The sequence below is a fragment of the Kribbella antibiotica genome, from assembly GCF_004349055.1.
GTDB classification, from domain to species: domain Bacteria; phylum Actinomycetota; class Actinomycetes; order Propionibacteriales; family Kribbellaceae; genus Kribbella; species Kribbella antibiotica.
This window is the reverse complement of the sequence record NZ_SMKX01000013.1, coordinates 82,369-94,580: the sequence shown is the minus strand read 5'-3', so window position 1 is coordinate 94,580 and position 12,212 is coordinate 82,369. Positions and strand designations below refer to the sequence as shown.

Sequence of the window (12,212 nt, the reverse complement as noted above, 5' to 3'; positions counted from 1 at the left end):
TCACCCGCGTCGCCTTCGGCTTCCACTCACCCACCGCACTCATCGCCCTGGCCATGCTCAACCTCGGCGGTCACCGGCCCACCCTCCCCAACCGAAACTGACCCACAGATCAGTCAGGAGAGCCCCAAATGGGGACCGCCTGGGGCAACGCCGCAGGCGGTCGCCGACCTCGCCATCCACCCCAGCCGTAGACCTGCTCAGCGGAGCGTTTTCAGTAGATCGGCCGCAGCGGCGACCAGCCACAACCGGGCGATCCCGGCCGCAGGCCTGTCGACCGTTGCAGACAAACGATCAGCGAGCACCTACTGCCCCTCAGCGGCAGCAGACACTCGCAAAGGCTGCCTCTCGACCGCCACCCAAGCTAACGTCCGCAGAACCGGAGACCCGACCTTCTGTTGAGACCCGACCTTCGACCGTTCGGACGCTAGCGGATTGACCGACCGTTTCAGGCCGACCCGGACGCCCGAACTATCCGGCCTTGGGGTCCACCCATCGAATGAAGCCAGAACGCGATCACCGGCGGTACCTCAGCAATCCCAACCACGGCCTAGGCACAGGAACGCGGTCGTCGACAGCAACTTCGGGACCCGAGCACCGTCCACCATTCCGTAGACAACGGGAACATGGTTGCCGATAGCAACCTGAGCAAACCCAGCCGCAGCCCGCCGGCCCAAGCCAACGGGAACGCGATCACCGACGTCACCTCAGCAACCCCAGCCACAGCCCGGAACCTCAAGCAGCGCCAGCCTCGGTCGCCGGTCTCGCCATCTCGCCTCAGCCACCGCGGCGACCAGCCACCCGCTTTTCGAGTCGGCCGGTCGCGGCGAGCAACCACGCACCCACGCCCCCGGCCGAGACCTCACCGGACCCTAACCGGGGCTGCGGATCCCCGCCCGCCCCAAAGGTAACCGACTGAACCCACCGGGCACGCTCGTGCCGGGCGGGACAGATCCGATGCCCGAGCCGGTGCTCCTGCTCATGGGGTGGCTAGCTTTGTGGATCGCCAAGGCCACCAGTTGCCCTTCTCGCTCCACAAAGGCAAGCCCGCGCACCGAACGGACGCACTTTGAGTACCCATCAACCGTTTTGACGCGCTTTGCGTGGTTGGTGGGTGCTCAAAGACGCACCGCGGGCTCAGAGCTGGGTTGGCCACGAAGAACGCGATCACCGGCCTCGATCGACTGAACTATTCAAGCCCACCAAGCAGTCGGCCGAGCATGCCCAGACCCGCGACCGGCGCCAGGCCTTGTCTGAGGTTCCGGGCCGTGCTGAAGTTCACGACCTCGACGGACCGGGCTGGTGTGGGCTGGGTGTGGGCTGGTGTGGGCTGACAAAAGAGCCCACAGAAAACCTTGTAAATAAGGGGTTTCCGGGTCGAAAACTGTGGGTGGGCGTGGCTATGCTTTTGGGTATGGAGATCGTGGGGATGCGCCCGGTGTACTTGCAGAGTGCCAGCGAGCTGGTGGCCTCTCTGGACGCCATGCATGCCGCCAAAGCTCTGCTCGAAACCGCGATCCTGCAAGCGTCCGGACGCCTCTACGAGATGGGTGCCGCGGCCGAGCTCGGCGCCCGTGACACGGTCGATTTCCTGTCCGAGCGGTACCGGGAACCCCCGGCCGAAGTCCGCAAAGATCTCGCGTTCGCTGCCGCTCTGCGCAAATACGCGATCGTGGCTGCGGCGTTGCCGGATCCGACCGACCCAGCCCGGCCCTGGACCGTACGTCCCGCGCAAGGCAGGGTAATTGTCGAGACTTTGGAGAAGGCGCCCTCGACTGTTCCGGTCGAGACGCTCGAGTTCACCGAAAACCAGATGGTCGGTGTCGCCAAGGACCAGGACCCTCGTCGGCTCGCCAAGTTCGGGAACGATGTCTTGGCGCGGCTGGATGCTGATGGTGCAGAGCCGGCTGAGGGCGAAGCGCAGGCGAGGAGGTCGCTGCGGTTGCGGCAGGTCGATGGCGGGGTGAAGTTCTCCGGGTTCCTGCCCGGCGCCGATGGCGAGCAGCTCACCACCCAGATACATACGCTGTCGAAGCCGCACAAGACTGTTGATGGGGAGCGTGATCCGCGGCCACAGGACGTGCGGCAGGCTGATGCTTTGGTAGCCACCATGGACGCCGCGGCCGGCAACCCTGACCACCCGGGTGTGCCGCACCTGACCGTCACGATCGACTTCGACGACCTCAAAGCTGCTCTCGGCGAGACGACCGGCGCGGTTGGTGAACTGGTGTTCGGGAACAACCTGTCCGCCTCCGCCGTACGGCTGCTGGCCTGCGACGCAGCGATCCTCCCGATCGTGCTCGGTGGTGACTCGCAGCCCCTGGATGTCGGGACCGAGCAACGGTTCGTGAACAGGTATATGCGGCGAGCGTTGATCAAACGCGACAAGGGCTGCGTTGTGTGTAAAGCGCCGCCGTGGATGTGCCATGCGCATCACATCATTCATTGGGCTAACGGCGGGCCGACCAGCATGCAGAACCTGGTGTTGCTGTGCGCGTCGCATCACCGCGCGGTGCACGCAGACCAGTGGGCGGTATCAATCACGACGAACGGTCTGGTGGAGGTGACTCGGCCGAGCTGGGCGGACCCAGCACCGATGATCGATCCTGCTGTTATGGCTGCCGCCCTCAGTTGGGCGACGCCTGCACCCGACACCGCCAGCAGCTTCGGCAGCTTCGGCAGCAACGACGGTTCCAGCAGCAGACCGATGCACGGGCAGCCGGACAAGCCCGCTACCGCTAGCGCCGTGACCAACCCGGACCTGGCCGCTAAACGCGAGGCCTTCCGCGCCCGACTACTCGCACACGTGCCCGACTACACCGACCCCTGGGCAACCAACGCCACCCCAGCAGCAGGCCCCTAAACCCCAACCCACCCGAGTGATCCACGCGGCCATGCTTCGTGGATCACTCAGTCATGCCCCGAGCACCCAGCCGCGCTCCCAGCCACGCCGATTCCGCAGCAGGTTCTATACGGCCGCGAAGCTCCGCATCGCCACGGCGACTGGGCGTGCGAGCGGGAGGGGCTGGGGTGCTCTGCATGTCGATTCCGGTTCGTAGTGCTCGCCGGCATCGGCTGGGTATCCACCGCGGCGGAGTCAGCGGACCAGGCAGCGGACAAGTCGGCGGCAGCGATTACCTTCTGGCCCGGCGATAAGCCTCTGTGTCTTCTCACTCGGAAGGCAGGGCCGACGAAGCCGGGCGGGGCTGTTTGACGAGGGCGGCGAAGCCGTCGAGGTGGCGGGCGAGGCTGTACTCGAAGAGGGCGTCCGGATCCGGTGTTGGTTCGTAGGACGCCTCTGCGAGCAAGGGGAATCGGCCGCTGCCGAGCAGGTCGGCGGCGCGTTCGCGCTGGCTCAGTTGCCACTGGGTGTGGGTGAGGCCGGTCTCCTGCTCGGCGTTGACCTCTTCCGCCAGCGACAGGGCGACGGAGACGACCAGGGCGGGTAGTGCCAGGACCTCGCGCAGGCGGGTGAAGGAGACGGCTTTCGGTAGCCAGAGATGCTGTCGGCAGAGAGCCCATTGCCGGCGGCCGCGAGTCGCCGTACGGATGCTGCTTCGAGACCCTCGGTATCGGCGATCCCGATTGCCGTGCGCACCGCCTGTTCCGGGTTGATCGGCTGACGGGTGACATCGCTCGGCCGCCGCCTGCGCGTGCTGACGACGGTGCCGGAACCGACCGTCGTCTCGACCAGGCCTTCATCGCCGAGGGCGGCCATCACCTTGGTCGCCGTCGCGGTCGCAACACCCCAACGCTACGCGATCTACCGAATGGACGGCATCCGCGAACCCGGTCGGGGAGAGTGCCTTCGCTCAGCCGTGCGGTCCGCCGCTGACGTAGAGGACCTGTCCGGTGGCGAAGTCGCGTCTTCGGCGGTGAAGAACAAGACGGCGCGAGCGATGTCGTGCGGGGTGCCGGTCCGGTCGCGTGGGATCGACGCCGCCTGGAAGCGCAGGTGCTCCTCCATGGTCCGCCCGGCGCGGGCAGCGCTGACCTCGGTCATGGCTGTGTGTACGACACCCGGACCGACCGCGTTCACGGTGATTCCTGGGAAGCGAGGTCCGCCGCCGCAGCCTTGGTCAGTCCTTCCAGGCCGGCCTTGGCGGCGACGTAGTTCTCAAAGGTGCACTGGGTAGGCGGAGTTCGTTCGTTGCTGCTGGCCCCTACCGCCGAGAGCTACCTGCTAGGTGATGGCGAGGCCATCGGTGCGGCCGCGCGCTTGCTCAGTGGCGGGGGTGGGCTTTGAAGAAGGTCCACATCAGGTTGGTTGCGTTGATCTCCTGGGTTGCGGCGGGGTTGGTGCTGCCGGGCCAGCTGTGGGTGCCGTTGGTGACGCGGTAGAAGGCCACGGTGGCGTCTGATTTGCAGCGGGTGTAGGTGAAGGACGTGACGTTGGCGCTGACGGTCGTTGCCGCGGGCCCCTCTTTGCAGTCGTTGAGGCGGGCCCAGGAGTGGACGGCCATGGTGGCGGTGTAACCCCAGCGGGCGTCGTTGTTGCCCTGGTAGGGGTTGACGGTGTCGTTGGTTCCGTGGAAGGCGATGACCGGGACGGGCTCGGTCGGCGTACAGCTTTGGAGTTCGGGTGTGGTGAGGTCGGATAGCGCGGGGCGGCCGGCGCGGAGACCGACTACGGCTGCGATGGCAGAGATTTTGTCGGGTCGTGCGCAGGCGTAGGCCGAGGACATGCGGGCGCCGCCGGAGTGGCCGGACATTGCGATGCGCTTCGGGTCGGCGCAGACCAGGGCTGAGGTCTTGTCGATGACGTCGGTCAGGTAGGCGATGTCGTCCCGGGAGCCGGGCGGTGGGTACTGACCGGAGACGGTCGGTACGTTCGGCACGTTCCAGAACCAGACGTGGTTGGGGTTCGGGTCCGCGGCGGGGATGTTGCCGTTAGGGCGCACAGTCACGAAGCGCTCCTGGTCGGCTAGGACGTCCATCCGGGTGTAGGCCGTGTGCGTCTCCGCGTTGCCGCCGCTGGGATGGAGGTCGACGACTACCGGGACCTGCGACGCAGCGGCCAGGCCAGCCGGAACGTGAACCCGGACTGGGTAGTCGACGTTGCGGAAGCGGACCTGGATGGTGTGGTTTCCCGCCGGCAGGGCGCGAGTACAGGCGGCCGTGGCCGCGGGCAGGATCGCGGCGCTTTGGGTCAGCGGCAGGATCGGCAAGCTGAGTGCCGTCGCAGCAGCTAGATAGAGCCAACGTTTCCGGCCCATGGTGGCTCCTCGGTTCGGGGCGGGAGAGGTTAGATCAGGGGTAGCTCACCACGTTGACCGGGACAGTGCCAGGTGGTGTGACGGCTCCGGTGTCGTTGATGACGTGAGTGATGGTGCCTTGGTAGTTGAGGGAAACCGTGCAGAGACTGTGGAATCGGACGTTTGCGTTGTTCGGTGCCTCGAAGGCGTTGTAGGCGCTCACTGAAGGATTGACGTTGAAGAAGTTGTAGCTGCCCAGTCCCCAGGCTTCATGCGAGGTGACGTTGTCGGCGACCTTGTACGCCGCGTAGCCGTTCTTCCCGCTCGGCCGGTTCCAGCTGGCCTGGTTCGGGACGTCGTACGGCATCTCGTTCTGGAAGAAGATCGTCTTGCCGCCTTGGCCGTTCCAGATCACCTGCGTCTTCTGATAGTGCTCGACGAAGAGGCCGGTGGCGAGGACGTTGTTGCCGTTGACAATCAATCCGGTGTCACCGGTGGCCTGCGTCCAGCCCCAAGTGCCGGCGTTGCCGTGGTCGGCGCGCCAGGCCCAGATGTGGTCGATGATCGTGTTGTGGCTGTTGACGATCAGGCTGGTCGTCGCGTGGCCGGCGATCGAGCCGCCGATCCGGAAGAAGACGTCCTGCAGGGTGGTCGGGTTCGCCGCGTGGTTCGCGGAGGAGCCGCTCGGGCCGACGGTCAGCAGGGCGGCGCTGTTCGTCGTACCGGCGTCGAAGAGGATGCCCTTGATCCGGACACCGTCGACGTCGGCGACCTGCATCGCGTTGACGCCGTTGTCGGGGATCAGGGTCGGGTAGCCGATGCCGAGGACAACCGTATTCGCCCGGTTGATGTTGAGGGTCTGGTTGAGGTGGTAGATGCCGGGCGTGAAGAACAGGTTGCAGCCGCCGGCCAGGGCCGTGTTGATCGTCGACGCGGTGTCGCCGGCCTTGACGACGTAGAACTGGCTCATCGGGATCGACGTACCGGGGGTGGATCCGTTCGCCCAGCTGGCGCCGGAGGCGTTCGTGCGCAGGGACGGGGTGAAGACGCGGTACTTACCGGCGCCGTCGATGTACAGGTACGGCACGTCGCGGGAGACCGGGGTGGTCGCCAGGGTGGTTTCCGGCGGGTTCGGGAAGGTGGTGGGCGGGGCTCCCGGCGTACCGGAGAAGACCATGTTCCAGACGCCACCGGCCCAGCTGCCGAGGTTGCTGTCGCGGGTGTACCACTGCTGCTGCGAGATCGACGCGGTCTCACCGGAGACCTTGGAGTCGGCGATGTAGCCGCCGCTGGCGAAGCCGTAGCTGGCCGGGTAGAGCTGCAGGTTGCCGCGGATGTCCATCCGGCGGAAGGGGGCTGCCTGGGCGACCGCCCAGCGGTTCGAGCCGCCGATCGGGTTCACGGCCATGTTCTCGGCCGAGCGCCAGAAGTTCTGCAGGGCAACGCCTTGGTCGGACTCGTTGAACGCGTCGACCGTGATGGCGCCGTTGATGACCACGTCACCGGGGTTCTGGCCGAGGCCGGCGACCGAGGTGTAGTAGCCGACATCGTCGTGCACGCTGTAGGCGCCGGGCTTGAACAGGTGCGCGATCCGCCCGTTGCCCATCTGGTGCGCGATGGTGTCCTTCTGCGCGTTGAAGTCCGCGTCGAGCTGGGCCTGGATGGCCGTGGCCGACATGCTCGGGTCGAAGATCCGCGTGTTCGGGCCGAAGTTCGGTACGTCGGGCTGAGTCGTGCAGCTGACCGGCGTACTACCGATCGTGTACGTCGCGCTGCCGACCGCGGAGTTCGTCGAACCGGCCTTGAGGCCGATCGCGTTGATCGTGCGTGACGTCGGCACGCTGATCGGGCCGCCGTACAGGGTCGAGGACGCCGTCGGCGTGGAACCGTCAACGGTGTAACGGATCGTGGCGCCTGAGGTCGCCGTCGAGATCGTCACCGTCTGCGCGGTCGTGTAGTTGCCGCCCGCCGGTGAGAAGGCCGGTGTCGCGACCGTCGGCGTGGTCGTGCCGCCGTGGGTGTAGCTGAAGTGCGGGGTGTCGTACTGCGGCCCACTCTTCTCGTAGGTGAACCAGTAGTCGACGACCGAGCCGGACGACAGGCCGCTGACGGTCTTGCGCCAGGTGCCGCCGCTGAGGTCCATCCGGAAGTTCTGCTGGCCTTGACCGGTGACGGTGTAGTGGACGTCGACGTAGACGGCGGTCGTGGTCGGGGTGAACGAGATCTGGGCCTGCGTCGTGTTCAGCGACGTGACCGACTGGGTGTAGTCGTCGGCCGCTCGTGCTACGCCACCCACCAGGAGGCTCGAGCAGAGGGCCAGGACGAGCGCGACGATCGCGGCTCGCCAATAAGTGAAGCTTCGTGCGGGGCTCCGAGACACAGGGGACCACCTCCGGGGCAGAACAGGGCGGGGACTGCAGGGGAGTGAGAGCGCTCTCACATACGACCGGTAAGCGGACGGTAGACGGCTCCGGCCCATCGCGGAAGAGCTCGGCCCCATGAACGGAGAGTGAAAACTAGTCACCGCTGAGTGAGCTGGGTCGGGAACTGAATTACTTTAGTAGCCTCCGTTTCTTAATCGGGGAAAGTCGTGCAGAATGTGCGAACTTGCATCTGTCCTCTGGAGGAACAGCAATGAGATTTCGCCCCGTCTCATCCGTTCTGACCGCAGTCGCACTGCTGGGAGCCGGTGTCCTGCCGGCTGTCAGCGCGTCCGCCGTACCGAAGGCCGCGCCGGGTGAACAGCCCGGCCTGACCGTCCAGCAGGTCGCTCCGGCGGCCGCGGCGCCCGCGGCGGGCAAGCGAGTCGTTGGCTACTTCACCGAGTGGGGTGTCTACGACCGGAACTACCACGTCAAGAACATCAAGACGAGCGGATCGGCCGCCAAGCTGACCAACATCGTCTACGCCTTCGGCAACACCACCGGCGGTCGCTGCACGATGGGCGACTCGTACGCCGCCTACGACAAGGCGTACGACGCGGCCGGCTCGGTCGACGGTGTCGCCGACACCTGGGACGCCGGAGCGCTGCGTGGCAACTTCAACCAGCTTCGCAAGCTGAAGCGTGAGTTCCCGAACATCAAGGTCGTCTGGTCCTTCGGCGGCTGGACCTGGTCCGGCGGCTTCACCGAGGCGGCCAAGAACCCGACCGCTTTCGCCAACTCCTGCTACAGTCTGGTCGAAGACCCCCGCTGGGCTGATGTGTTCGATGGCATCGACATCGACTGGGAGTACCCCAACGCCTGTGGCCTGAGCTGTGACACCAGCGGCCCCAACGCGTTCAACAACGTGATCACCGCCCTGCGGAACCGCTTCGGTTCCTCGGCGCTCGTCACCGCGGCCATCACCGCCGACGGGACCAACGGCGGCAAGATCGACGCCACCAACTACGCGGCAGCAGCCGGCAAGCTCGACTGGATCATGCCGATGACCTACGACTACTTCGGTGCGTTCAACGCGCAGGGCCCGACCGCCCCGCACTCGCCGCTGACGTCGTACAACGGCATCCCGCAGGCCGGCTTCTACAGTGACGCTGCGATCCAGAAGCTGAAGAGCAAGGGCATCCCGGCCTCGAAGCTGCTGCTCGGCATCGGGTTCTACGGCCGTGGCTGGACCGGTGTCACCCAGGCTGCTCCCGGTGGTCGCGCGACCGGCGCCGCTCCGGGTAAGTACGAGGCCGGTATCGAGGACTACAAGCTGATCTCGACCCGCTGCCCGTCCACCGGTACCGTCGGCGGTACGGCGTACGCGTTCTGCAACGGTCAGTGGTGGGGCTACGACACCCCGGCCACCATCCGCAGCAAGATGACGTACGCCAACGGCCAGGGCCTCGGCGGCGCGTTCTTCTGGGAGCTCTCCGGAGACACCAGCAATGGCGCGCTGATCACCGCGGTCAAGACCATCGGCTGACCTCAAGCGGTTTCTGACAGCGCCCGGGCGATCCCCGGGCGCTGTCCCACGTTCGGGGTTGTTGCGCGCGGCAACTGGAAACGTCGCCGCCGGCCGCCAGGGCGATGAGTTCGACTACGTCTAGTCCTCTCCGGACTTGGCGCGCACGACGAGCGGGATCACCAGCCAGAAAAGCATGAACCAGACCACGATGCCGGTCACGATGCCGAGGGCAACTGGACGCGACAGAACGACATCGAGGGCCAGCAGTACGCCGCCGGCCATGGCGGCGACCAGAAAGACCAGCCCGAACTGCGCCAGCCAGTCGGTGATGACGACCATCCGGTCCCGCAATCCTTGCCGGTGGACGATCCGGTGCAACGAGACCGGAGCAAGGAAGAGCGCGACCGCGAGCGCCGAGGCGACCAAGGTCCCCGCGTAGACATGGTGTGTGAACTGGTCGGCGGCCTGGAACTGGCTCTGGAATCCGATGCCGAGCAGGAACGCGAACAGGATCTGAGTGCCGGTCTGTGCGAGCCGTAGCTCCTGCAGCAATTCACTCCAATGCCGGTCGAGGCGTTCCCCGGAGTCCTCGTCCTGGCGGGTGTAGCTGGCGTTTGAGTGGGTCATGGCGGTGGCCCTTCATCCGTCGACGGTGCGGCGATCCAGTACCCGCCAGGTCCGGAATCAAGCAGCGCATGCGGCCGGGTACTGGATGAACGTTGACGGGGGAGCGGCAGATCGTCTGCCGGTCTGAACGAAAGGACTTCTGATGCTGTTCTTGTTGTGGATCATCGCGGTGATTCTTGTGATCTCCGGCATCGTCTCGATCGTGCGGGGCGGCCTGATGTGGGGAATCATCCTGATCGTGGTCGGCCTGCTCGTCGGCCCGGGCGGCGTCAGCATCTTCAATTGATCACTGTCAACTGATCGCTGATCGCTCAGCGTAAGAGCCCAGGGACCGAGAGTTCGATCGGTCCCTGGGCTCTGTGCTGCGGCGGAAAAGTTCAAGCGGTTGATCATTGCGCGACATCTTGCGCTCGTCCGGGTGGGGACTTACCTTCGGGCAACCGTTAGGAAAGTTTCCTAATGATTGTGGGGACAATCAGCCTTTTTTCACCGCCCGGAGGACACCCCTGATGTCACATTCACTATTGCGAGGACTGACTGCCGCGGCGCTCGCCGCCGCAGCTCTGTTCGTTCCGATCAGACTGGCCCAAGCCGCCGATCCGCTCATCTCCCAGGGCAAGCCCGCCACCGCGTCGTCGGTCGAAGGGTCCGGGTTCGAAGCTGCCAAGGCGCTCGACGGCAACTCTGGCACTCGGTGGGCCAGCGTCGAAGGCCATGACCCGGAGTGGATCCGCGTCGACCTCGGCGCCACCGCGACCATCTCGCGGGTCAAACTGAACTGGGAGGCGGCGTACGGGAAGTCGTACAAGATCCAGACCTCGGCCGACGGCTCGACGGGCTGGACCGACGTCTTCTCCACCACGACCGGCAACGGCGCGGTCGACGACCTGACGCTGTCCGGCACTGGCCGGTACGTCCGCGTCTACGGCACCGCGCGCGGGACGGCGTACGGGTATTCGCTGTTCGATCTCGAGGTCTACGGCACGACCGGCGGCGGCCCGGTCGACACCACCCCGCCGAGCACGCCGACCGGTCTCGCGGCCACCGGGACCACGTCGAGTAGCGTTTCGCTGGCGTGGAACGCGTCCACGGACAACGTCGGTGTGACCGGCTACGCCGTGTACCGCAACGGCACCGAGGTCGCCACTGCTAGCGGCACGACCTACACCGACACCGGCCGTACGGCGTCCACCAGCTACACGTACACGGTCAAGGCGCGTGATGCCGCGGGCAACCTTTCCGCGGTGAGCAACTCCGTCACGGCGACCACGCAAGGTGGCACCGGCGGCGGACCGGCCGTACCGTTCGGCAGCCACCAGTTCCCGTACGCGGCCGGCATGCTGAAGCCGACCGGGAGTCAGGCCACCCTCGACCAGAAGGTCATCGACTACTACAACAAGTGGAAGGCAGCCTTCGTCAGGCAGAACTGTGGCAACGGCTGGTACGAGGTCATCTCGCCGGACGCCGACCACCCGTACGTCGGTGAGGCGCAGGGCTACGGCATGGTCATCACCGCGACCATGGCAGGCGCCGACCCGAACGCCAAGGCCATCTTCGACGGCCTGACCAAGTTCATGCTGGCGCACCCGTCGGTGAACAACTCCGACCTGCTGGCCGCTGAGCAGGACGATGCCTGCAAGAGCGTGAACGGCTCGGACAGCGCGACCGACGCCGACATGGACGTCGCCTACGGCCTCCTGCTGGCCGACAAGCAGTGGGGAAGCGCCGGTACCTACAACTACAAGCAGCTTGCCATCAAGCACATCAACGCGATCAAGGCGAGCGAGGTCAACCCGAGCACCAACATGCTCCTGTACGGCGACTTCAGCTCTTCCGGCGAGGAGCACTACTACCAGTCCCGTACGTCGGACTGGATGGCCGATCACTTCCGCGCCTTCAAGGCAGCCACTGGCAACTCCGTCTGGGACACCATTCGCGTCAAGCACCAGACCGTCGCCACCAATCTGCAGAACAACTACGCGGCCGGCACCGGCCTGCTGCCCGACTTCGTCATCAACACCAACTCCACTCCGAAGCCGGCCACCGGTGAGGTTCTGGAAGACCCGAAGGACGGCCAGTACTGGTGGAACGCTTGCCGCGACCCGTGGCGGATCGGCGCCGACGCTGTCACCAGCGGCGACAGCGTTTCCCTCGCCTCGGCCCGCAAGCTCAACACCTGGATCAAGTCGAAGGCCGGCGGCAACCCGAGCAACATCGCCACCGGTTACAAGCTGAACGGAACCGCGATCGACTCCAGCAGCGACCCGTCCTTCTTCGCGCCGTTCGCGGTCGCGGCCATGACGGATTCAGGCAGCCAGGCTTGGCTGGACTCGCTGTGGAACAAGATGCTCGCGACACCCATCCAGACCGACAGCTACTACGCAGCCAGTATCCAGCTCCAGGTCATGATCACCGCAACCCACAACCACTGGGTCCCGTAACCCGGCACTAGCCCGAAAAGAGGAGATGGCCCGCCACCGCTTCGGTGGCGGGCCGATCTGT

At 65.9% G+C, this 12,212-nt stretch carries 9 protein-coding genes; 4 read left to right on the top strand and 5 right to left on the bottom strand.

Going from position 1 to position 12,212, the window contains the following annotated elements:
- The first annotated feature begins 1,411 nt into the window (after nt 1–1,411).
- Entirely contained in the window at nt 1,412–2,860 is a 1,449-nt protein-coding gene (locus E1263_RS06980) for an HNH endonuclease signature motif containing protein (RefSeq protein WP_165956524.1), read from the top strand.
- Nucleotides 2,861–3,167: 307 nt separating this feature from the next.
- Here the strand turns inward: E1263_RS06980 and E1263_RS44280 are convergent, their stop codons facing one another.
- The 4 genes from E1263_RS44280 to E1263_RS06965 form a co-directional block, all read right to left on the bottom strand.
- Nucleotides 3,168–3,356 (bottom strand): hypothetical protein, encoded by a 189-nt coding sequence (locus E1263_RS44280; RefSeq protein ID WP_420323374.1) that lies wholly within the window; start codon nt 3,354–3,356, stop codon nt 3,168–3,170.
- Between the two features lie 404 nt (nt 3,357–3,760).
- Nucleotides 3,761–4,036: an SDR family oxidoreductase gene (locus E1263_RS43160; RefSeq protein ID WP_202868756.1), complete on the bottom strand. Its 276-nt coding sequence runs from the start codon at nt 4,034–4,036 to the stop codon at nt 3,761–3,763.
- A 184-nt stretch (nt 4,037–4,220) separates the two neighbouring features.
- On the bottom strand, nt 4,221–5,213 hold the full coding sequence (locus tag E1263_RS06970) for a CE1 family esterase (RefSeq protein WP_132166342.1): 993 nt from the start codon (nt 5,211–5,213) through the stop codon (nt 4,221–4,223).
- A 34-nt stretch (nt 5,214–5,247) separates the two neighbouring features.
- A complete protein-coding gene (locus tag E1263_RS06965; RefSeq protein ID WP_238161108.1) occupies nt 5,248–7,572 on the bottom strand; it encodes a chitobiase/beta-hexosaminidase C-terminal domain-containing protein in 2,325 nt (774 codons plus the stop codon).
- Between the two features lie 254 nt (nt 7,573–7,826).
- On the opposite strand from E1263_RS06965, the gene E1263_RS06960 reads away from it, so the two are divergent.
- Complete coding sequence (locus tag E1263_RS06960; protein ID WP_132166341.1) at nt 7,827–9,101, top strand: glycoside hydrolase family 18 protein; 1,275 nt, start codon at nt 7,827–7,829, stop codon at nt 9,099–9,101.
- 120 nt (nt 9,102–9,221) lie between these two features.
- On the opposite strand, the gene E1263_RS06955 is transcribed toward E1263_RS06960, so the two are convergent.
- Nucleotides 9,222–9,710, bottom strand: coding sequence for a DUF6328 family protein (locus tag E1263_RS06955; protein ID WP_132166340.1), 489 nt, complete (start codon nt 9,708–9,710; stop codon nt 9,222–9,224).
- Between the two features lie 142 nt (nt 9,711–9,852).
- Between E1263_RS06955 and E1263_RS42610 the strand changes: the two genes are divergently transcribed.
- Together E1263_RS42610 and E1263_RS44035 are read left to right on the top strand one after the other, a co-directional pair.
- Complete coding sequence (locus E1263_RS42610; RefSeq protein ID WP_165956523.1) at nt 9,853–9,996, top strand: GPGG-motif small membrane protein; 144 nt, start codon at nt 9,853–9,855, stop codon at nt 9,994–9,996.
- Nucleotides 9,997–10,219: 223 nt separating this feature from the next.
- On the top strand, nt 10,220–12,151 hold the full coding sequence (locus E1263_RS44035) for a glycosyl hydrolase family 8 (RefSeq protein WP_132166339.1): 1,932 nt from the start codon (nt 10,220–10,222) through the stop codon (nt 12,149–12,151).
- The last annotated feature ends 61 nt before the right edge of the window (nt 12,152–12,212 follow it).